Annotated in this window: 21 protein-coding genes; 8 read left to right on the top strand and 13 right to left on the bottom strand. The window is 55.9% G+C overall.

Translation table 11 applies throughout. The features are described 5' to 3' along the window. Positions 1–26: 26 nt before the first annotated feature. Positions 27–950 carry a DUF4238 domain-containing protein gene (locus tag KBY08_RS08720; RefSeq protein ID WP_225651115.1) on the bottom strand — a complete coding sequence of 308 codons (924 nt, stop codon included), beginning with the start codon at positions 948–950 and terminating at the stop codon, positions 27–29. Between the two features lie 288 nt (positions 951–1,238). Here KBY08_RS08720 and KBY08_RS08715 point away from each other — a divergent pair, with 288 nt between their 5' ends. The 6 genes from KBY08_RS08715 to KBY08_RS26725 all read left to right on the top strand — a co-directional run bounded on the left by KBY08_RS08715 (position 1,239) and on the right by KBY08_RS26725 (position 8,187). Then, positions 1,239–3,221 carry an ATP-dependent nuclease gene (locus KBY08_RS08715; RefSeq protein ID WP_225651114.1) on the top strand — a complete coding sequence of 661 codons (1,983 nt, stop codon included), beginning with the start codon at positions 1,239–1,241 and terminating at the stop codon, positions 3,219–3,221. A gap of 2 nt (positions 3,222–3,223) precedes the next feature. Beyond that, positions 3,224–5,128, top strand: a complete 1,905-nt coding sequence (locus KBY08_RS08710) for a UvrD-helicase domain-containing protein (protein WP_225651113.1) — start codon at positions 3,224–3,226, stop codon at positions 5,126–5,128. Between the two features lie 246 nt (positions 5,129–5,374). Next, complete coding sequence (locus KBY08_RS08705; protein WP_225651112.1) at positions 5,375–5,695, top strand: hypothetical protein; 321 nt, start codon at positions 5,375–5,377, stop codon at positions 5,693–5,695. A gap of 20 nt (positions 5,696–5,715) precedes the next feature. Beyond that, positions 5,716–6,927: a PfkB family carbohydrate kinase gene (locus KBY08_RS08700; protein WP_225651111.1), complete on the top strand. Its 1,212-nt coding sequence runs from the start codon at positions 5,716–5,718 to the stop codon at positions 6,925–6,927. Beyond that, the gene (locus KBY08_RS08695) at positions 6,924–7,529 is read left to right on the top strand and encodes a 7-cyano-7-deazaguanine synthase (protein ID WP_010424323.1); all 606 of its coding nucleotides are present in this window, start codon (positions 6,924–6,926) and stop codon (positions 7,527–7,529) included. The genes KBY08_RS08700 and KBY08_RS08695 overlap by 4 nt, the downstream gene beginning before the upstream one ends. Further along, positions 7,444–8,187: a nitroreductase family protein gene (locus KBY08_RS26725; protein ID WP_412548557.1), complete on the top strand. Its 744-nt coding sequence runs from the start codon at positions 7,444–7,446 to the stop codon at positions 8,185–8,187. The genes KBY08_RS08695 and KBY08_RS26725 overlap by 86 nt, the downstream gene beginning before the upstream one ends. Here KBY08_RS26725 and KBY08_RS08685 read toward each other — a convergent pair. The 3 genes from KBY08_RS08685 to KBY08_RS26390 form a co-directional block, all read right to left on the bottom strand. Continuing rightward, positions 8,122–8,955: a hypothetical protein gene (locus tag KBY08_RS08685; protein ID WP_010424325.1), complete on the bottom strand. Its 834-nt coding sequence runs from the start codon at positions 8,953–8,955 to the stop codon at positions 8,122–8,124. The genes KBY08_RS26725 and KBY08_RS08685 overlap by 66 nt on opposite strands. Next, complete coding sequence (locus KBY08_RS08680; protein ID WP_010424326.1) at positions 8,955–9,632, bottom strand: DNA adenine methylase; 678 nt, start codon at positions 9,630–9,632, stop codon at positions 8,955–8,957. Before KBY08_RS08680 ends, KBY08_RS08685 begins: the two co-directional genes overlap by 1 nt. A gap of 462 nt (positions 9,633–10,094) precedes the next feature. Beyond that, positions 10,095–10,226 (bottom strand): hypothetical protein, encoded by a 132-nt coding sequence (locus KBY08_RS26390; protein WP_010424327.1) that lies wholly within the window; start codon positions 10,224–10,226, stop codon positions 10,095–10,097. 1,254 nt (positions 10,227–11,480) lie between these two features. Here KBY08_RS26390 and KBY08_RS08675 point away from each other — a divergent pair. Beyond that, positions 11,481–12,218: a hypothetical protein gene (locus KBY08_RS08675; RefSeq protein WP_225651109.1), complete on the top strand. Its 738-nt coding sequence runs from the start codon at positions 11,481–11,483 to the stop codon at positions 12,216–12,218. Next, positions 12,205–13,284 (top strand): FRG domain-containing protein, encoded by a 1,080-nt coding sequence (locus tag KBY08_RS08670; RefSeq protein WP_225651108.1) that lies wholly within the window; start codon positions 12,205–12,207, stop codon positions 13,282–13,284. Before KBY08_RS08675 ends, KBY08_RS08670 begins: the two co-directional genes overlap by 14 nt. Before the next feature lie 408 nt (positions 13,285–13,692). Here the strand turns inward: KBY08_RS08670 and sctL are convergent, their stop codons facing one another. The 9 genes from sctL to KBY08_RS08625 form a co-directional block, all read right to left on the bottom strand. Beyond that, a complete protein-coding gene (gene sctL / locus KBY08_RS08665; RefSeq protein WP_225651107.1) occupies positions 13,693–14,295 on the bottom strand; it encodes a type III secretion system stator protein SctL in 603 nt (200 codons plus the stop codon). Positions 14,296–14,328: 33 nt separating this feature from the next. Then, on the bottom strand, positions 14,329–14,856 hold the full coding sequence (locus KBY08_RS08660; RefSeq protein WP_225650366.1) for a type III secretion protein: 528 nt from the start codon (positions 14,854–14,856) through the stop codon (positions 14,329–14,331). Beyond that, the gene (gene sctJ / locus KBY08_RS08655) at positions 14,856–15,662 is read right to left on the bottom strand and encodes a type III secretion system inner membrane ring lipoprotein SctJ (protein WP_011266880.1); all 807 of its coding nucleotides are present in this window, start codon (positions 15,660–15,662) and stop codon (positions 14,856–14,858) included. Before sctJ ends, KBY08_RS08660 begins: the two co-directional genes overlap by 1 nt. Before the next feature lie 8 nt (positions 15,663–15,670). Further along, complete coding sequence (gene sctI, locus KBY08_RS08650) at positions 15,671–16,045, bottom strand: type III secretion system inner rod subunit SctI (RefSeq protein WP_003314135.1); 375 nt, start codon at positions 16,043–16,045, stop codon at positions 15,671–15,673. A 27-nt stretch (positions 16,046–16,072) separates the two neighbouring features. Next, positions 16,073–17,104, bottom strand: coding sequence for a type III secretion system effector HrpZ (gene hrpZ / locus KBY08_RS08645; RefSeq protein WP_024638525.1), 1,032 nt, complete (start codon positions 17,102–17,104; stop codon positions 16,073–16,075). Positions 17,105–17,156: 52 nt separating this feature from the next. Further along, complete coding sequence (locus KBY08_RS08640; protein ID WP_003314134.1) at positions 17,157–17,483, bottom strand: Hrp pili protein HrpA; 327 nt, start codon at positions 17,481–17,483, stop codon at positions 17,157–17,159. Between the two features lie 92 nt (positions 17,484–17,575). After that, entirely contained in the window at positions 17,576–18,484 is a 909-nt protein-coding gene (gene hrpS / locus KBY08_RS08635) for a transcriptional regulator HrpS (RefSeq protein ID WP_011266878.1), read from the bottom strand. 45 nt (positions 18,485–18,529) lie between these two features. Then, positions 18,530–19,474, bottom strand: coding sequence for a transcriptional regulator HrpR (gene hrpR, locus KBY08_RS08630; protein WP_080267145.1), 945 nt, complete (start codon positions 19,472–19,474; stop codon positions 18,530–18,532). Positions 19,475–20,549: 1,075 nt separating this feature from the next. After that, positions 20,550–22,073 (bottom strand): lytic transglycosylase domain-containing protein, encoded by a 1,524-nt coding sequence (locus KBY08_RS08625; protein WP_024642738.1) that lies wholly within the window; start codon positions 22,071–22,073, stop codon positions 20,550–20,552. Positions 22,074–22,169 lie beyond the last annotated feature (96 nt).

Here is a 22,169-nt window from a genome sequence, read left to right as displayed (position 1 = left end):
GGCGCCAGGTTAAATAGGATCCACACTCAGTCGAGGCATTCAAGATCCCAGGCATCTTCGTTCATCAAGAAGTTTGAGACATATTCCCGCTGCTCTTTGAGGGTAGTACAGTCGTGAGCCCAGCCGAGATGCGTGTCTACAAACTCACCTTGCGTATCGTCAATGTAGTAAGCCGTACGTGCCTTCGCCAACGTGTATAGGTTGATGAGCCGAGCACGTGTATGCGGCTTAAGTCGATCGTAAACCGTAACGTTAGGATCGCTGGAATACACCAATCCTTTACCTGGCGCGATTGCGATGATGAGCAGCAGGTCTTTCAGATAATGCCCCCAGCGGGATGGGGGGTAATCTGACGCGAGCAAGCAAGGTGGCTCCCAGCTATATTCCCGCATGTTCGCTGCCGCAAGGCCATCTGAAAACGCCTCGTCAATCAACGGGACTTGTTCGTTCTGGGCAAGCAAAAGTAATGACAGCACACCCAGAGAGCTGCTTGCTTTGAGGTAATCGATAACTTCATCAATTGAGCGATGCGAGGACCGCTGTCCGTCTTTCATCTCCTTCCTGAACAGCTCAAGCTCTTGGCGGACATCCATGGCTTTGAGGATGTCTGGGTGGCGAGCCTCCATCAGTGTCAGCGTGTTTGCCAATTGCCGACGGTCGTCCAATTCCCAATCTTGAACACTGCTGTCACGCGCCTTCTCGATGATTTTATGACCCGCTTCATCAATCATAGGGGTGATAAAGCTGGATTCGACCTCAAATCCTCCATCTGCAAAGTCGAGCCGATAAAGGTCTTGGATCGAAGCAGTATGCTTTATGGCCACTGACTTGATTTCGATCGCACCGCTCGAAGGCAACCGGCGATAACGGTAAATTCTGCCATTTTTGTGTTGCCAAGCTTTGAGGAAATGTTGAGGGACGAAGTGATGATTGCGTGGAGGGTTCGGCATTTAGTAGAGCTCTCTAGTACGAGTAGTACGAAGCCAGGTCGGCCCATAATTAGATCAGGTGAAGATGGTTATCGAAACGCTCATTAATGGATTAAGGGTGTTCTCGCTTACTGTTCGGGGCCCTGGAATCAGCTTGCTGCTCTCACGCAGTTAGCCCGACGTTTTGGCCTGACAAGCGAAAATGGCATAAAAATCCGGGTTCAAGGGCTGTGCGCGGACTATTACTGCGTTAATCTCGCCCGATAGTAACGAGCATGTGTGCCTGTTACCGCATTGAGGAAGGAACCTGTGCGCATCGAGTCGATCACGATCTCTGGCTTTCGCTGTTTCGGCCCGAATGAGATTTCCGTTCCAATCTCAGATGAGGTCACCACGATCGTTGGCCCTAATGCTGCGGGTAAAACTGCGCTTTTGCAGGCTATGTCTAAGCTGTTTGGGGTTACGCGGGCGCAGCGCACCGTATCACTTTCGGATTTCCACCTAGCTCCTGGAGAGGATCCTGAGAGCCGCGATTCCAAAGCGCTCTTCATCGAGGCGATCGTTGCCTTCCCGGAATTGTTGGACGGGTCTGCAACCGCGGAAACCATCGCCCCTTCATTTCGGCACATGCTGATTACGAGAGCAGCCCAGGCGCCCGTTTGCCGAATGCGGCTTCAGGCACAGTGGGATGACGACGGTACGCTTGAGGGAGAGGTGTCACAGAGTCTTTTTTGGATCGATTGCTTAGATGACGAGCCCGCAGAGGACAAATACCAACCGGTGGCAGTGACCGATCGGGGCCTCATACAACTTTATTACACCCCTGCAAGTCGAGATGCCGCCGGCCAAATCCGAGCAACTGCCGGCACGCTGGCCGCCCGTCTCCTGAGGGCCATTGAATGGTCCTCTGACACCGAAGACAAAGTGCAAGAGGCGACTGAGAGCCTGACTGCTGCGTTTGAAGGCGAGTTTGCGATCACTGCAATTACCGAGGCTCTGCAAGCACGCTGGGCCGACCTGCATGACGACGCTTCCAATACTAAGCCTAGGCTCAGTCTGGTGAGCCGACGTTTTGAGGAAGTGATCAACAAGATCGCAGTCATATTTGAGCAGGGACCTGACGGGCGAGAGAGAGGTATTGAAGCCCTCAGTGATGGACAGCAGTCGCTATTTTATTTTGCATTGGCCGCCGCTGTTTTTGACCTAGAGCGTGAGGTCGTTGAAGGTTCTGTGGCCGGTTTTCGAGAAGATGCACTCCATATTCCCGCGCTCACACTGTTTGCTCTTGAGGAACCAGAAAACCATCTTTCACCCTACTTCCTTGCTCGCATCATCCGCCAGGTTCGATCGTTGACTGAGGCCAGCGGTGCGCAGGCCATAATCACGAGTCATTCGCCGGCGGTTCTTAGCCGAATCGATCCAAGCGAGGTCCGTTACTGCCGCTGTAACGCAAAGACCCGCGTATCTACTGTGAAGCGAATTGAGCTGCCAACTGACGATGTGGAAGCCAGCAAATTCGTGCGTGGGGCCATCTTGGCTTATCCCGAACTCTACTTCGCACGGTTCGTTCTGCTTGTCGAGGGCGATTCGGAAAGAATCGTACTCCCTCAGCTCGCCGAGGCACTTGATCTTCTCATTGACCCTGCTTTTGTCGCGATCGTCCCTCTCGGTGGACGACACGTCCAATATTTTTGGCGCTTACTTAAAGCCCTAGGTATCCCTCACGCGACTCTGCTTGACTTGGACCTCGGCCGTGATGGTGGGGGGTGGGGGCGAGTGAAAACAGCGATTGAGAAGCTCATTGAGTTCGGTGCGCCCAAGGCCAAATTGCTAGAAACCACAAGCGGCGTTCTGGCCGATGCGGCATTCGCAAATATGCACGGATGGAGCAACTCGCCTGACCATTCAACCCTATTGGGTTGGATCAACAGCTTGAAGCCATACGGGGTCTACTTTTCAGCACCACTAGATCTTGATCTCGGCATGCTGAAAGCCTTCCCTGATGACTATGCCGCCGTTATTCCTAAAGGGGGAGGTCCTCGCATGGCTGCTGATAAGGCCGCTGAGGTTGTGCTGGGGACGTCAGGTCCAGGACTTTCGGTGTACACGGGACCCTTTGAGGATTACCCCGCATTGTTTCCGGGCTATCGGTACCACTTCCTGACACACAGCAAGCCAGCTACGCACTTGGCGGCATTGGCTCGAGTCAGCAAGGCGAGCCTGACTGCACGAATGCCAACAGTTCTGTCTGAAGTCGTTTGGCATATTTCCAACTCCTTAAGGCGAGACTGATTATGGCCGTTTCGTCACGCCGAATTGCTCGTGAGGATTGGAAACCCGTGGGGGTTAAAGCTCTGGAAGCGAATGCGCTGAAGGTGGTCCGTTCGAGAAAAAATCGGTCGGTCATTGCGGGGCCAGGCGCTGGCAAGACAGAACTGCTTGCGCAGCGCGCCGCCTTTCTCCTGCAGACGGATACTGCCCCTTCCCCACGACGCATTCTGGCTATCAGCTTCAAACGTGATGCGGCATCTAATCTGGCAGCACGCGTACGTCAACGCTGCCACCATTCCCATGCGAGCCGCTTCGATTCCATGACGTTTGATGCGTTTGCAAAAGGGTTGGTCGACCGCTTCGGTCAGGCATTACCTGACCGCTGGAGGCCAAGACCCGATTACGAGATCACGACTCACACGGAGCGAGATTTTCGCGATTACCTGCATGACCTTCCACCGCCACCTGCGGTAATCGGAACGAGAAATGATGTTCGTGAGATAGGGTCTAAAACATTTGAGCGTCGGCACCTGCTTGGCTCGCCGTTACCTGTAGAAGGATGGCCAGACCCAACTGTCGCGCAATGGGCGGCAGATGCATTCTGGCGAGTGTCGCTCCACGGCGGTGGCAACAGTGTGCTGTCTTTCCCAATGATTGGCCGTCTCGCTGAATTGCTGCTGCGAGTCAATCCGATGGCGCGGGATGCCTTGCGCCTCACCTATTCGCATTTGTTCATGGACGAATTCCAGGACACCACCAGAGTTCAGTACGATCTTGTAAGCACGATTTTTCGAGGCACAGAAACCATCGTGACTGCTGTCGGAGATAACAAGCAGCAGATCATGCGTTGGGCAATGGCGATGGATGATCCTTTCTCTGCATTTGATGCTGATTTCGGTGGTGTCCGGACTTCGCTCTTCAACAATTATCGATCTTCGCCGGACTTGGTACGTATTCAGCACGTGTTGGCACAGGCATTAGATGTACAAGCTGTGCAGCCGATATCTCAGACTGATGGCACAATTGACGGAGAAAGCTGTTCAATTCTCGACTTCCCGAATCCGAAAACTGAAGCGCGTCAGTTAGCGCAATCAGTAGCGTCATACATTACCGACCTGAAACTGGCTCCTCGAGACTTCGTCATACTGGTTCGACAAAAGGCGGGAGAATATGCCGAACTCTTAGAACCTGCCTTCGCGAGCGAAAATCTGGCGCTGCGTAACGAAGCTGGAATGGTCGGCAAAGTAATGCTGCAGGAGCTGATGACGGAGGAAATCTCGAAGCTGGTGGTCAACGTTCTCCGCCTCTCAATGACTCCGCGAGCAGGGAGTTATTGGTCAACTTGCCAGAATTGGCTCGCCTCAATGAGAGGGATCGATGCCGATGACTCAATCAGGCAGAGTAGGCTTGCTCGTGTGTTGGACACATATGCAACTGAACTGACTGCACGCTACCCCCTCCCCCCGAGAAGCAAGGTGGCCACACGCGCACTTGTTGATGACATCCTAAATTTTGTGGGTGCAGAGCATGTGATCCGTTTCAACGCCGCTTATGGCCAAGGAAGCTGGCTAGAAAAAGTGTTAGATGCAACGGCGGAGCATCTTTTATCCAGCTCGCTCCACAGTACGGACTGGTCCCACGCCCTCGACATGTACGAAGGCGTGCACGCAATTCCTTTGATGACGATCCACAAGAGCAAGGGCCTTGAGTATCACACCGTTATCTTTGTCGGACTGGATGATGGCGCCTGGTGGAGTTTTTCCCAGGATGAAATTGAGGCTACGGCAGGATTTTTTGTAGCTTTCACCCGCGCTAAACAGCGGGTCATATTCACTTACTGTGCTTCGCGGGGCGCACGAACAAAAATTGCAACGCTTTACGAGCTGCTTACCAAAGCCGGAGTCCAAATCACGACTGGATCGAGTTGATCATTTCCAGGTGACACTTCCAGACAAGGGCATCGTGTGTTGGCGCTGATGAAAAATCACCCAGCTGCCGAGAAATCGTTGATCCAGATACGGGACGATGCTTAGTTTGTGCCGGTCGCCGCTAGAGCATGAGGATGAGGATGAGGATGAGGATGAGGATGAGGATGAGGATGAGGATGTTATGGCCTTTTGCCTTCCCGATGTGATATTGCTTTGCACTCAATTTGACTCGCGAAGGAGATGCGAATGTCTGGTTCTGGCGGTAGCTATCTGGGTCCATCTACACCCACCACTTCCTGCGCGGCACTTCAGTTTGATACCCAGCTAGCTTCACCGAAAGCACAGGTGGTTGGGCAGCTGAGCGTCAACGATGTCCTCGACATTGTTTTTTCGCAGTCTGGCAATCAGCAGGTTGTCTCCGCACTTTGGAAAGGCGCTGAGGCAGGCGGAATTGTCGACCCACATCTGAACCAATTGCGGAGCTGCATGAGCCAAGGCGAACAATACCAGGCACGTGTGCTGCACGTCGGTGGCGGGCAAGTACGTCTTCGCGTTTACCACATCTAACTGCGAGCAAGGAGAGCTCTATGATCAGCATCGTAGGTGGCGTCTACCGAGAGCGGTGCATGCGCCCGGCGTGGGACGATATTTATGGGTCGGCAGGTCGGGCAGCGACGGCAATTGCCCGTTTCGGTGGACAGGCGGAATTACACGCCTGTGTAGATAGCAGCACTCAGATCGTCGTTGATGCCCGTGCAGCTGCCGAAGGTTTCCAGTTCAATGCCACAGCTACACAGGCAGGGGTGACTTTCGAGTACATCCATGGCCTCGCCAACCCAGATATTCGACGTGGTACTCACATCAAATCGGAACTGCAGGTTAGCGCCGAGAAGGTGCTTCGATTCGGCATGATCGATGGAACCGCAGTAGTTGATGCTGAGTACGCAGTGTTTGATCCACAGAATGCCGAAGATACAGAGTCTTTCAGGGCCAATGGCTCGGAAGCAAAGCACCTGGCTCTGGTCTTGAACCGCCACGAGGCCAATCTGTTGGTGCCTACCTCCAATGGGTTGACCCCACAAGAACTCGCAATAATGCTTGCCGAGCAGGAGCGCGCTGAGGTGGTTGTTATCAAGATGGGGCCGCTGGGTGCCTTGGTGTATGACAACGGCGTAATTTCTACGATACCTGCATACCGCACTGAGCGAGTATGGAAGATCGGCTCGGGAGATACCTTCGCCGCCCACTTCGCGTTGGGCTGGATGGATAAAAATCTTTCGGCTCATGATGCAGCCGCGGTTGCATCCATTGCGACAGCCTTTTATTGCGAGAATCAAGGCTTCCCCGACCAGGCTTTGCTTGCTGGCTTCAAGCCGAACCCGCTGCAACCGTCAGCTCGGTATCGCGATGGCTACGCCCCTAAGGTGTACCTCGCAGGACCATTCTTCACCCTCGCAGAGCTGTGGATAGTCGGGCAGGCTCGTAGAGACCTGCAGGCAATGGGGCTGGTTGTATTTTCCCCATATCATGACGTCGGTCTTGGCTCTGCTGAGGAAGTGGTCGAAAAGGACCTTGAAGGGGTGCGCGATTGCGACGTTTTGTTTGCGATTGGTGACGGGCTCGACTCGGGCACAATCTACGAGATTGGCTACGCTCGGGCATTGAACAAACCTGTCGTTTTTTACGCGGAAAATGAGTCCGAACAGGACAAGAAAATGATGGAAGGCTCCGACTGCCGCATCACCGATGACTACGTCAGTGCGATCTATCAGACGGTCTGGGAAGCGGTGGTGCTATGAAGACCGGATTGTTGTTGTCCGGCGGTATGGATTCCTTGACGATTGCTTGGTGGAAGCGGCCGGACATCGCGTTCACCCTGAACTACGGTCAGCTCGCGGCGCAGGCCGAAATCGAGGCTTCAAGGACGATCTGCCAACAGTTGGGAATCCCACATCATGTAATTGAGGTCGACTGCCGCCAGCTGGGCTCGGGAGACATGGCAGGTACCCAAGCCGACAGCTTGGCTCCAGCCTCTGATTGGTGGCCGTACCGGAACCAGATGCTGGTTACGCTGGCGGCGATGAAGGCAATCTCATTCGGCGTGACGCACTTGTGGTTGGGCACCGTGAAATCGGATGGTTTCCACAGGGATGGTTCGCCCGAGTTCATGTCGGCGATCAGCCATCTTGTATCCATCCAAGAGGGCGGGATGGTGGTTGAGGCACCAGCAATTGAGCTCTCTACTGCCGAGCTTGTCCGTGAGTCTGGCATCCCTGCGAGTCTTCTGGCCTGGGCGCACAGCTGCCATAAGTCGCATGTCGCGTGTGGCAACTGCCGGGGTTGCAACAAATACATGGAGGTGTTTCAAGAGGTGGGGTATGACTTGGATCGACTTGGGTGACCCTATTCCAAGGGTGGCTCCTGAGCGGTATGAGCCTCTCGAGTGGGAAATTGGTGATGTCCGCCCGCTCCCTGGTTCATCGGAGGCATTAGACCGGCCGTTCGGCGAGGTTTTGGATGCGCGTGCGTCGCATCGCGAGTTCGGCGTCGTCTATGACCTGCAGCTCGGAGCCTTCCTCTGGCATGCATGCAGAACTCGAGGATCCGGTACGTCAAACCTAGGTTTTGATCTGGAGCATCGAGCGGCCCCCTCGGCTGGAGCGATCCACCCTATACATATCGTCGTTAAGCGGCCCGAAGATGATCGATGGTGGATATATGAGCCTAGGGCCCACCAACTGGTAGAGCTCCGACATTCGACCGGCAAGCTTGCAGGCCTTTATGAACTCAGTCTGCGGGTTCTGGGCGGTGATGAGGCAACACGAATTCTGTTTCTGGCCGAGCCCGGAAAAACATTGGGTAAATACCAAGATGGATGCAGCCTTGTTTGGCGTGACGCTGGGGTGCTACTCGCGGTCATGGCATTAACTGCGACAGCCCAGGGACTCAACTTCTGTCCGCTGGGTATCACCGGTGAGCCTTGGGCCAGTACCCTAGCCGATCAGGGAAAGTTGGCTGGGGTTGGCCTTGCTCTTCTTGGGTCTGCTACGAGAACCTGAATCAGGTGCGTGGTGCCCCATGCCCATGATGCTGTGCACCGTGGCGGGCGATGACATCATCTCCAACCACATCAGGGCATCGAGCTCCGATGCCCTGACGCCAAGTCCTTTACTGAAGCGGATGAACTGCTCTTCCAGCTCCAGATAGTGTCGCTCAACGGTCAAGTTGCTCTCGAAGAACCTACCCAGTAGCCCGGCACGGAGAATGTGGATGTCCAGGATTGCTACGTCGTCCGCATCCAGCCAGTTACGGGCAACCCACGATGCGGTCTTGTAACCAATGCCTGGAATATCCAGCAGCCAGTCGCGCAGCGCTTTGCCAGAGCCTAACGGAGGCCGTTCAGCAGACAGCTTCTGAAGAGCCGCGCTGAGGTAGCGAGCCTTCTGTGTGGCGAAGCGGTACCGCACTTGGCGACCATCGATAACAAGGGGCTCTTTCAGCCACTCGAGCAGGCTTTCTTCTGAAGGTGGTTGGTCGCCAAAGGCACCGCGTTCTTTGACGTGGTGAAAGGCGGCGAGCCCAACGCTAGCGGGGATGCCATGCCCCCCCAACAAGCACGCGCCAACTTCTTCTTTCAGCGTTACCCCGAGCTTGTAGTTGATCCGATCGCCAGTGAGACGGCGTGCGTACACTTGGTATGCCCAGTAGGCAGGAGTTGGGAACGCCTCCATGGCTCCCCACGGGACGCCCGGAATAACTTCGGCGTCTGCTTTGGGCAGCTCGACATTGAAGACCGCTTGGTCCATGAAAATAGCGCCTAATTGCATCAGGCGGCCTCCTCGGCAATGCCGTAGTGTTCCTGCATCCATTGCAGTAACTCGTGTCGCTCAATGGGATCTAGGCTCTCGATACGAGTACGGAGCCTGGTTTGGCGACGCTGAATGGTTTGGCGGTCTCGGAATGTTTCGCCCATGTATCGACTGTCGTGCAAACTGCTGGGAGGTTCGAAGTTCATCCACACCGTCTCCTCGCGCAGCTCTACATGGGTCTTAGCTGGAAAACTCACCTTGCGCCACCCGATGAGCTCGCGGTTGTAGAGATCACAGTCATAGCCTGAAAGCATCACATTGCAAGGTAATGCGACCAAGCACCGCAGTAAGCGGATGTGGTCTTCTTCCGAGTAATCGCATCGATAGACCTTCGCTCGGCGGCGGGTTTCAGGGACGTAGGGCGGATCAACATAGACCAGCTCCTGGCCTTCGAACGGATACCCTTCAAGGAACGCAACTGCATCGACTTGGTGGAGTTCGCAGGTATCTGGAAACTTCGTTCGCCAAAGCTCAATGACTTTGGCGTCGAGGTCCAAGCCAATGTTCCTCTGCGCAGCCTTTTTGTTGCGCATGACTGCCCCGCCACCAAGGTGGGATTCGATGTATGTCTGATGCGGTGGCATCAGATTGATAAAGCGCTGGTAGCACTTGCCTTTTCCGCCTGGATATCTCATGTCGCAAGCATCGTCAGAAATGACGATGATGTCAAGGCGAAGTGCCGAACGGCCACCATGTGTGTAGTTCGGTTGAAGGTGGAGTCATAAAATTCAGATGGGCCCTGAAGCCATTTGTGTGTTCGTGCGGCATCGCCACCCAAGCTGGGGACTTTACCGAGAATTCGGCTATATCGGCGGTTGCCGATAGCCCAGGCCAAAACTGCATCAGCGGAAACTGTGGGGGCAGTTTGACGCTTCAGTTTAACGAAAAGCGTACCAGTACGGGCTGTGGCTATCTACGGCTTGTTCATGAGCGAATTGACCCGAAAGCGCCTAGGCCCAATTTTCGAAATGAGTGCAGTGAAGGTGGAAGTTGACGCTTCAGTCGACAAACAACCTTGGACATAGTCATAGGGTTGTTACGAACGTTTTGAACAACATTGGCGGAAGCGGCCCACTCGGTGGGCCGCTTTTTGAAGGCTAACTGATCATCTCGCGCATTTTTTCCCAGGCCCACTCAACAAGCTTGCGAAAAATCAGACGCAGAATTTCCTTCACAATCGAAGGAAAAATCTTTTTCAGCCAATCAGGTTGCCCGCGCAATCCGCTCATAAGAGATCCTCAATAGAAGAACTTTCTTTTGCGGGCGTGTTTCAGCCAATGTTTATTGGTCCTACCGATGGCAGGATCCAGATACGTCACAGGTGTTTATCCCCGTGACATTGATTGCGCTTCGGCTGTGGCCAATGCTCCAGTGCATCAAAGCCACGCCTAGTGAAGCCTGCTGCAGTCGTCACAAATCCTATTTGCGCGCTGAGCTGATTTTGCGCCTCGATTGCCGGCGCTGATATTTGATCTGCCATTTGTTCGACCGTCTAAAGGTCGCACAAACACCGTTACGGGTACCTCACCTGAAAGGTAAGGGTGGGGCAGAAAATGGGCGGGCTCATGTGCAAAAAACCACACCAAAATTCCTGGCTAGTACTTGCCAGTCTTACCCTCGAGATCATGAGTGTCGGGGGCAGCATCTTTGCTCTGCTGACGCCTCAATGGGCAACAGTGCATCGAGCCTCATGAGTTCTAAACGTGCCATTACGCGATCTGATCCTTAGAAGCGTACAAGCTTTTTTATTTGGCAACGCAGCACCAAAGTGCGCGGGCCGTGATGTGTTCCTTGCGTCCAATCGGACAGCTAAGGTGTCGTCCGTATGCAGAAACTCAACTGGATGAGGACTACTGCTCGGTATGGGCCTTACGGCCAGACATTGGGGCTTGAAAACGCCCGGCCTCTGCTAACGCAGAGTGCACACGAGATTAGCTCGTAGCTTGATCGAATGGCAAGCACTGCGCTGCGAACCAATAGCCAAGGCGCATCACCGATTTGGCACTACTGGAGCGCATAATTCACGACTGGATCTGCCATGCCTTCCTTTACTGGGGCTCTCCAAGTGGCCGCAATGCGGTGACCAAAAAAAGCCCGAGAGCGCTGAGAGATCCGCGACCAAGTTTCAGGCTGCGTCGGAAACTCATACCGTTTGGGCCATCGCAGAGTCCTGCAAAAAAGGCCAGAACGTCACTGAAACCTAAGCAGCGAACGGTAGTGGGGAGGCCTACGTGGTGCTCATGTAAGGCCCTAGGCACTTGATTTTCCATGGTACTCTCTTGACGTTGACATTGTTTTTTCTCTGTATCGAAAAATAAAGTTGCATGTGCGCCTAAGCCCGAGTGTGCGGCCAAAAGCTGCGATCAATTTGTGGCTGAGACCATCGACTCAAGACTTATGTACTTCGCGTGCCAAGGTTTTAAGCAAGCTAGGCGCACAGAGCAAGAATTGCAGCGTGACAGTGAACACCCGGGGAGAATTTGATGAGCGACGAGCATTTTCCAAAAGCAAGGAGCGCCGAAATACTGGGCGAGCTTTCTGCTTGGACGTCCGTAGCCGACGTTATGGTCGCGGCGCGCATTCTTGAGGAACGAACCGTACCGGGCGACCAACCTGACAGCCTGTTGTTGATGCCTCTTGAATATGCAGAACCTGAGTTCAAGCAGATTTTCGCAATCCTGCTTAAGTACTTGATAGATGGATACATAGTGCCTCCTCAAAAGGTTGCCGTTTGTCGCGCTCTGGATCCACAGATTACTGAGGCGACTGCAATAGCCTTGCAGTCGCTGCGTTTCAGACCCACCATTCAGGTTGTCCGGATTAGCAGCATCGGCGGCAAGCTGGCATTCCGCATTAAGGATGAGCCTGCGGTGATTGAGCTTATACGAGCACCCTTGAACTGCCTCATGGGTCTCTATTTAGATAAGTACGAATTCACCAAGAATTTGCACGACATAGTTACCCAAGCTGAAGAGAAAACAGGGGGAAGCCCCAAGATTTTTCATAGGCCCTATGCAGACGCTTGTCTGCCCAGCTTCGTTGAAGCAGCATGTTCCTATGTATTTGGCTTGGATGTGGGAACACAATTTGCCTCGCCAGGCCACGCCAACATCGACACTGCTTACCGGGCCGTGAATGTTCAAACGCTCCCTCCAGTAGACCCGGCCGTGCTGGGAGCCGCAACCCAGGCCGGCCAGAGAATGCTCGATGCGCTCCGCTGACCAATTATTCGCCCACTTGCATAACGTCAATCCGATTGCGGATCGGGTCTCCCCTGCCTGTGACATCGGACAAGTCAACAAGAGCGCAGGAACGCCTGCTTACGTAGATCCACTTTACGGAAACTGCTGGAGCTGGACTCCATCTCACGGCGCTGCCGTTTACGGGCGCACGGAAAATCTGCCTGTTGGCCCCTTAGACGAACTGGCCAATGGAACATTTTTACGAGTACCGTTCCGCCGAGTACCTGTCATCGAGGTCGGTTCCATTGAGGAGGTTCGCGCTCTCGCAGGTAGCGTGAAATCAGGTGACCCTAACTTCAGCGGTGTATGGCGCGGACAGTCCAACCATTACACGACGGAGAAAGCGGGACGCACGAAGGATGAACTGCTCCGGCTGTATGGGGCGGAGGACGTAAATGAGCCCTCTTTGCTGCCTTCCGCAGTGAGAACCAATCTGTACTTCCCGGACAGCTTTGGTGCATGGTCCGCATTGCTAGATCTATATGTTCACGAGCGGGTTCAAGAACAGGGGATGCAGCGGGAACTGCTGAATTTCGTCAATTCCTATCGTTACAGGATGTGGGGCTTCGCCACAGCACAGCACTACGGCCTTCCAAGCGTAGGCTTAGACGTCACGCATGATATTGATGTGGCCCTATTTTTTGCTCTTCATACGTTCAAGACAAATGCCGAGGGAATTATGACGGCCACACGCGCAACCGCTACTGCTGCGCCGATCGTCTATGGCCTAGGCGGGTTCACCCAACACGAGCTGCACAAAGATGAGGATCTGGCACCGAGACGCCTTTTGTGCACACGGCCGGCCGCCCAATCAGCTATGTTCTTTTCCACCGGCTGGGGTCAGGCGCCGAACAACGCCGCCCAACGGATTTATGTCGCATTGAAACTCGTGGGACATGAGAACTGGAAGTTTGACTTCCAGCCTTCGCACTATTTTCCAAAGCCGCAGGACGACGAGTTCCTACGGTTCCTCCTGGAGCGCAAGGTCGAGCTGAAGCTGCCCGTCGTCCAAGACTTGCTCGCGAAAATTTATCACGTCCCTTGAGTGATAGAGTGCCTCTCCGAGCACGATAACTATTGTTCACCGGCGGTATGATTTTGTGGGTGATGCACATGTTATTTGATCGAGGGGGAGTAACTAAAAAGCTCGCATCCGCTGATGCGGGCTTGATCGTGTCATGTGATCAATAATGCATTTCAAAGCAGGGCAGCGTTAGCCGCCACCGATTGCGTGAATCACTTCGACCTGATGACCTTCCGTTAGTACTGCCTGTTCACTTTGGCTGAGTGCACAAACCTCGTTGATGAACGGCCAAGCGGGGAAGACTATCTGTGTTCCGATAGATCATCTATTTTGTGAGTCCAGTAGGCTTTTCTCATCTTTTCTGTGACTCCCCTGCTCCGCACTCACAGAAAAGATGACTTTTTCGCAGTGTTTGCTGGGCCTCCCGAATCATCTATTTTGTGAACCTACACAGGCAGCCGGCTCCGCGCCTGCCAGCCCATTGCGCAGCGTTGCCCAATCGATTTCGAAAGCGCCGTTGGCGTCGCTCAGGCGCAGGCTTTCAGTGGCCAGCGTCGCATCCCGTTTGAGCGCCCAGTGCTCGGCAAAACGGCTCTCTGCCAACCATTCGGCGACCGGCTCGGCCATCTCTGGATGAACGCTGAGTGTGGCCACTGCTTCGTTGAGCTGGCTGGCTGCCAGGTTCCTGACCAGTGCCCGAGCACGCTCGGCAAGGGTCGTTTCGTCGAGTAACTGGCTCAATGCCTCAGTCAGCAGCTCCTCTACAGCAGTCATGGCCTGCTGCTGCAAGGCTTCGCGCTGGACGTGCAGCTCGTCCAGAAAGGCATTGGCGCGCTCCCAGAACTGCGCAAGCGCCTCCTGATGCCGACGATCGGCTTTAGCCTGCTCAAGTACCAGCATCTGCTCCGCCTGACGTTGCGCGTCAGTCAGAATATCGCGAGCCAGCAGGCTGTTGGCGATGTCTTCACGGCGCAATACCGGCTCGGGCAGCACGGCGTCGGCAGTCAGGGTAATACTGCGTTTGGCAAGCATCGGGGAATTCCTGGTGCAGAGGGAAGCGGATATTCAGGCCGCGGTGACACGCCATAGGACAGCCTGCCACAGCGTCTGAAGTTTATTTTCGGGGGCCGCGCAAGGCCTCTCGGCGACCTCATCGGGCGCCCAGGCCAGACGCAATCGCGGCCAATACTCAGGCCCGAGCCAGGCACCCAACAGCAAGCGCGCATCTTCATGCTCCAGCTCCAGCCAGACACCGGGGCGCAACGCCTTGGTCAGCGCCCAGCACCACTGCCCGTCATGGCCGTCGCTTTCGTTACGGGAAAAACAGATGCGCTGCGCCAGATCCAGCGCCTGATCACGCTGCGCGGGTGTCAGCGCCAGCCAGTTCAACACCGGCTCTGCAGGTATTGGCGGTTGACTTGGCATGATGCCGACACTCTGCAGAAACACGCCGTGACGGCTGACCATGAGGGCTTCACAGTCGCTAACGGTCAGTCCGCAGCGCTCGGCGAACCGGCTTTGCCAGCCCGGATGCGCCCATGGCCAGGGATTGCACCACCACTGAGTCCAATAGTCCTCGGCGGTCAGGTCCATCAGGCGCGCGCCGGTACGGTCGAGCGGCTACGGCCGGCAAGGCCGATCCGCCCAAGGACCGAGGCGCGCCAGTCACTGCGCAACAGCAGCGCGATGATCAGCAGCAACACCGCCAGGCCAACCGGCACCAGCCAAAGCATCAGATTCCAGAACGGCAGATTGGCGCTGTCCAGCTTGAACGGTCCGAAACTGACCCACTGTGTGGTTTCCTGAAACTCGGTAGCCGGTACGAACACGATGGAGAACTTTTTCGACTCTGCCGATTGCGTCGACATGCCGGGGATACTGCTGGCGACCATCTGTTGAATGCGCCCACGCACGCTGTCCGGGTCAAGCGCTGCGGAGTGTTTGATGAACACCGCAGCAGAGGCAGGTTGCACCGGTTCACCCGGTGCGATGCGTTCCGGAAGTACCACGTGCACCCTGGCCACGATGACGCCGTCTATCTGCGAAAGCGTCGCTTCGAGTTCCTGAGACAGGGCATAGATGTAGCGGGCGCGCTCTTCGAGCGGGGTCGAAATGACCCCTTCTTTCTTGAAGATATCCCCCAGACTGGCGCGAGACTGGCGTGGCAGGCCGGCAGCGTTGAGCACCCTGACAGCGCGGTTCATGTCGCTGGTCGCGACGGTGACGACAACGCCGGTTTTCTCCAGACGTTTGCGCGCGTCGATATGCTGATCGGCAAGACGGGCAACGACCTCGTTGGAGTCCTGCTCGGACAAGCCGGTGAACAGATCGGTTTCATCACTGCAGCCGCCGAGCAACACCATGCAAATCAGCAGCAGCCCTGCGCTCAGAAATTTCACGGAAACCTCTACTGCAAGTTAGTCAGCTTGTCGAGCGCCTGCGCAGTCTTGCTCACCACCTTGGTCGTGAGCGCAGTCTGCAACGAGCATTGCGACAGGGTCCTGGTCATCGCCGCGATATCCAGCGCGTCTCCCGTCCCGGAGGCTTTTTTCATCGACCGCATCGCTTGCTGAGACATTTTTTCGGTTTCGCCCAGACCGCCGGAAATTGCGCTGGCGATATGCTCGGAAAGCGGCGCTCCGCTCGAAACGCCGTCCGGCTGCGTGGCAGCGGTGAAGATGTCGACATCCGCCTGGGCCGGTTCTGAAACGAGCCCCTGTGGCACATCCTGCCCGAGTTCCGGCGAGATGCTTTTAACATTACCAAGGTGGGAAATGGTCACGTGAGTTCTCCGTCAGGCGGGTGTCGGTCAGGCCGCGGCCTGATTGCGGGTGCCTTGCAGCAGCGTACTGACCAGCAAGGTGGCGATTTGCGCAGCGCTCGACTGCACGTCGGTAGCGGTTTGTCCGGCGTCCTTTAGCGTCGCTTCAAGGCCCTTGAGCAGCAAGCCGCCCAGCAACTGGTCAAGATCCTGAGCGGACTGTCCGCCATTCGCCGCCGTGCCGGTCTGCGGGGTGTTTACGGGTGTGCCCAGTCCACCACCGGCCAATACCGATTGCAGGCCACGGTCGATAAGCTCGCCGATCAGTTGCCCCGCTTCACCACTGGTAGTGCCGCTGTCACCGGGACCGGTATTGGCGTCGATCAGCGGGTCACCCTTCACACCGGACGAGTTGCTGGAAAAACTGCTCGGAGTGCCCAGACCTCCACCCGTCCCCGCCAGACCGCCAGCGCCACTCTGCTGATTACCCAGTTGCTGGCCAATGATGTCGAGTGCCGAGCGGAATGCAGCCGTTTCGTCGCCATCAAGGAAGTTGTCTTCCTTGAGTTCGTTCACCCAGGAACCCGAGTCCGGCTTGGGAAACTGTGCGGGATTGTCATCCATGAACTGCGCGATCTTGTTCAGCATCGGCATATCGTCTTCGGAGAAGCTTGTCCCGCCATCCTGCTTGGTCAGAAGATCATCGAGCATCGACTTCGCCAGGCCATTGAGCACCTGAGTCATCAGGTCCTGCTGTCCGGTACCCGAGGCGTTGTCCGCAGACGCGCCGAAGTTGTCACCCAGCTTTTCATGGATCAGCTTGTCCAGCGCAGCGATGACATCCTCGATACCGCCGCCTGCCTTGCCATCCGCGGCCATCGACTTGGCCAGCAGTTTGCCCAATGGCGAGCTGTCGTCGAGTTGACCGTTGCGCATCAGTTCCTCGGCCAGCTTCACGACAACTTCCTGAAGCGCCTTGCTAGACGAACTGGCGCCAGTCGTCTCGGTTTCAGGACGTACCAGAACAAGGGCCATTGCCGGGGTTTGCAGCGAGCTGCTGTTAAGACTGAGACTCTGCATCACAACCTCCTCAAAGTAGCAGCCCCCTCAGGTACGAAGGGGCTTCAAGAAATCAGAACTGGACGACCGAGTTCCGGATCTTGCTTGCGACGATCTGGTTGGAAAGCGCCTCTTTCTTGTCCTCAAAGCCCGCCAGCATGCTCGATTCGCGCAGCAGGCCGTTCTCTTCGTTCGCGGTGCCGTCAAGCTCGGCACTTTTTGCATCGCCTTTGCTGATGCTGGAGCGAGTCGCGTCGATACTGTCAGTGCTGCCGGTGTTGCTCACCAGTGCAGCATTACGGTCGGCGCTGCTCTTTACGCTGTTGATGCCCTGAGCGGCACCACCGATCGTGTTGACGACACCGCGACCTGCACCCGCCAGAGAACTCATGATAGTCATAACGTCATACCCCTTCGTCTGTACCAGCGTAATTGCTTGGTACAGCTAGGTGGCATGCGTCCGCGAATCGGTTCCAGAACTTCTGCAAAAAATCAGATGCTCAATTCCTTGATGCGGCGGTAGAGCGTACGACGTGGGATATCGAGCTCCAGGCTGGCCGCGTCGATGCAATTGCGGTGGCGCTTGAGCGCTTGCTGAATCAAGGCCTTTTCGATCGCCCGCAGCTGGAACTTGAGCCCGCACGCCAGGTGCTCTTCGGTCTGCGAGTCAGCCCCAAGCAGAGGAAAGCCTAATACATGGCGCTTTGCAGCGGCCTTGAGCTCGCGGATATTGCCGGGCCAGTGATGCCCCGTCAGTACCTGCTGAAGCAACGGACATACATCGGGAATCGGGACGCTCAGTTCTTTGGCCGACGCCGCCACAAACCGGGTGAACAGCGGCAGGATACGCTCGGGCTGATCGCGCAGCGGCGGCAGTTTGAGGGTCAGCACGTTCAGGCGAAAGTACAGGTCGCGCCGAAACTTCCCCTCTTCGACGGCGTCGTCCAGACAGGCCTGGGCCGAGGCAATCACACAGATATCCAGGTTGATCGTGGAGGTCGAACCCAGACGCTCCAGTGCACGGGTTTCAAGCACCCTCAGCAGCTTGGCCTGGAGGGCGAGCGGCATGCTATCGATCTCATCCAGGTACAAGGTTCCGCCCTGCGCCGCCTCGATGTAGCCCATTCGGGAGCGGTCGGCGCCGGTATAGGCCCCACTCACCACTCCGAACAGCTCGCTCTCGGCGAGCGATTCCGGAATGGCTGCGCAGTTCATCGGGACGAAACGACCCTGGCGCCCGGACATGTTGTGAATGCGCCGGGCAATGGTGTCTTTACCGGTACCGGTCTCGCCCGACAGCAAGACATCAATGCCGAGCTGCGAAATACTTTCGGCGACGATCCCCAGATTGGGTACGCGCTCCGCATCCAGGTGATCGTCAAACTCATCGTCGAGATTCATTTCATGACTCCAATGGCATCAGCGTTGCGCGAGCGCAGCAGCGATTCAGGACTCGGCTACCAGGTCGATATGCGAAGCAACCCCCAGCTCTTTCATGCGGTGGTAGAGGGTGCGCCGGGGCAGTTCGAGCTCCTCGAGCACAGCGTCGAAATTGTGCCGATGTCGCTTCAAGGCATCCTGAATGAGCATTTTCTCGATGACGCGCATCTGCATGCGCAGCCCTGTTACCGGGTCACGCGCTTCGACCGGCTCAGCGCCCAGCAACGGCAACCCCAGGACAAAACGCTTGGCAGCCGACTTCAGTTCGCGCACGTTGCCGGGCCAGTCATGGCTCAACAGGATCTGTACACGTCGATTGTCGAGCGTTGGAACGGAGCGGCCGGATTCTGCGGCGATGTCCTGGGTGAACTGGTCGAACAATGGCAAAATCTGCTCGCGACGCTTGCGCAAGGCTGGCAACTGCAGTGTCAGCACATTGAGCCTGAAAAACAGGTCACGACGAAAAAGTCCTTGTTCCACCAGTTCATCCAGCGGACGCTGGGCCGAAGCAATCACTCGCAGATCCAGTGGTATGAAATCGGTCGAGCCGAGCCGCTCGACGCCCCTGCTTTCCAGCACCCGCAAGAGCTTGGCCTGAAGGCTCAACGGCATGCTGTCGATTTCATCCAGATAGAGGGTGCCGCCGCTGGAGGCTTCGATGTAGCCCTCGCGAGCCCGACACACGCCGGTGAACGCACCATTGACCACGCCGAACAACTGGCTCTCTGCCAACGATTCGGGGATGGCCGCACAGTTCATGCCGACAAAGGGCCCGGTCCTGCTCGACAGCTCGTGAATCCGGCTGGCCAGGGTATCTTTGCCGGTGCCGGTTTCCCCGCAAAGAAGCAAGTCCATATCCAGTAGCGCGCTGTTCATTACAATTTGATGACCAGCCGATAATGCAGTTACGTTCCAACACGTTCGAACGTCGTTATCAATGTCTGTGCTCATCGATCACTCTCATGGCGGGAGGAAGGCGGGATATTAATACCACGTCTTACAAGGCACACATATAGTAATTTAGTTCCCCACAGACGGTGAAAAATTTCACAAACTCGAGAATCACTATCAAGTAGCGCCACCCCCCCTAAGACCCACTCGGTATAGCGCAAGCGCTTTGAAATGACTCTGTTAATATATCCTTATTCCAAAATTATCATGGACTTACGCTAGCCAAGCGTCGCTGCAGCCCCCATGGCTGCGGGGAATCCAGCCGTATGCCCGATCATGGGTCATAATGAAATCGAAAAATTTGTAACTTGCCAATCGCAGAAAAAACAGATAGCCACCCCATGAATCTGGTAGCACACTTAATAGCCGCCGCAGCACGTTAGTTCTTTACAGCAATAAAAAATGAGCACACCAAAACAGCTATTTGTAGGAACGTACTGTATTAACTTTCCATACACCTACAACTAACACACTCAAGAAAAAACCGGTTAACGTTTAACTTACTCCACACGTCCAAATAGGGAGAACCGGTTGCAAGACAGAACCCGGCAACTGGGCTAATACAAACAAGACCACAGTCGGATTTCCGAACGATGGCGCATCTCTGATCTGGTTGGATCCATAACCCTCCCATTTTTTGGGCTCATCTCGCGATAGCTTTTTGCCACCCATGCATTCGGTAATCCGAACGCGTGGCCTTTTCAGAATGCGTATTTGCAGGTTTTGAAAATGGCTAATTCGCTGAAAGGATTCACTGTAGGACAATCTGGCAATCCAGGCTTATAGCGTTATGAACGCCTCTCACCATAAGCAGCGCTGATACCTCATCATCACTGAGATTGTTTCTAGATATGTGTAAGTATTTCCTTACAATTCTTTACAAAGTTTGCATGAGCCATTGAGAAACATATTTGGTAAAGCTTGGTCCGCCCCCCTTTTTACGCCCCTATAAAGGCAAAAAAAGGAGCAGAATTTTTCATTCGCAGGTTTCGGGCACGCGCTGGTAACGCGAAAAAGCACTAAAAAAGGGCAATTTTCAGGTGCTTTAAGCGCTCAGGAGAAAAAAATCGAGAGGTTATTGGCGTGGATCGCTGGCGTACACCACGACACGAGGACCGTTCGGCAGCTCACGCGGCTCATCGCGGTACGCGATCTCGTCGCGCTTGCGTGGCGACGAACGGTCATCGATGTACAGCCTCTTTTGAATCCGGCGGTCCAGTAGCGAACGCTCGTTTGTCACCTGCGGTGGCGCCTGACGCGCGGGCTGGATGGATTCGGACACAGTCACCTGTTCGGCAGCCTGAACGGGTTGCGCTGGGCCGGGCAAAGGCTCCTGCCTGGCAACCTGGACGACTTTCGGTTGCGGTTCACGTCTGACCGGTTGTACCGATTCCGGTGCTGGCTCGCGCTCAAGCACCTGCATCAGGCCTGCCGTCTGCTCGCGCCCTGCTGCTTGCAACGGTCCAGGAACCGGAGCGCGCTCGGCCACCTGTGACGCTGGCTGACGCTCGATCACGCGCGTTGGGTGGCTTGGCGCAATGACAGCGGTTGTCGGCGACTCTCCGGTGATCCGCTCGATACCTGCCGTCAACACCTGCGTGTGGGTCTTGGGGATCAACAGTCGCCCCGGCCCATCCGGGGTCTTTTTTCGCAGGAATGCCGGGTTGAGGCGCAACAACTGTGCCTCGTCTACCCCGGTGGTGGCGGCGAGCTGAGTCAGGTCTACCGTGTGGTTGAGCTCAACCACATCGAAATACGGCATGTTGGCGACCGGCGTCAGTTGCACGCCGTAGGCGCCTGGATTGCGCACCACCAGCGAAAGTGCCAGCAGGCGCGGAACGTAGTCCTGGGTTTCCCGGGGTAAATTCAAATGCCAGTAGTCGACAGGCATGCCACGTCGACGGTTGGCGTCGATCGCTCGTGCAACCGTGCCCTCGCCTGCGTTATAGGCCGCCAGTGCCAACAGCCAGTCGTTATTGAACTGATCATGCAGGCGAGTCAGATAATCCATCGCCGCCTTGCTTGACGCGACGACATCGCGGCGGGCGTCGTAGGTAGCGCTCTGGTTCAAGTTGAACTGGCGACCGGTGGACGGGATGAACTGCCAGAGGCCCGCTGCCGCCGCCGGGGAGTTGGCCAAGGGATTGTAAGAGCTCTCGATCATGGGCAGCAGCGCCAGCTCCAATGGCATGTTGCGCTCATCGAGACGTTCGACAATGAAATGCAGGTAAGGCGTGGCGCGCTTGCTGGCCCCGGTCAGGAAGCCGCGATTGTTCAGCAGCCAGTCACGCTGGCGAGCGATACGTTCATTGACGCCCTGCCCGTCCACCAGCCGGCATCGCTGCGCCACCCGTTGCCAAACGTCCTCGCCGTTGTAGACGGGCAAATCGGCAACAGTCGTTGCAGCCAGGGGGTCGGCCTGCGCGTCGGCGGAGCGATGCCCCAGCCCGGCGACCAGTCGCGGCAAGCGGTCCAGGCGCGACGGTGAGTCATCGACTGACTGACAGCCCACACACAGCGCCCCCAGGGCCAGAACGGCGATCTGTACCGAACGAGCCAGCAAACGAGGAGACGAAACGTGGAGGGCAACGGCGGCCATGTGCGGAATGTCCTGAACGTGTCCCCCTACGTGGCACGCCCGCCTTTCCAGTTCCCTGCAAGACGTATTTCGCTTGCGTACGCACAAGCCTGAAAC

The sequence above is a fragment of the Pseudomonas sp. P135 genome, from assembly GCF_020312125.1.
Taxonomy (GTDB): domain Bacteria; phylum Pseudomonadota; class Gammaproteobacteria; order Pseudomonadales; family Pseudomonadaceae; genus Aquipseudomonas; species Aquipseudomonas fragariae.
The sequence above is the reverse complement of the archived record's forward strand: the minus strand, read 5'-3'. Positions and strand labels throughout refer to the sequence as shown.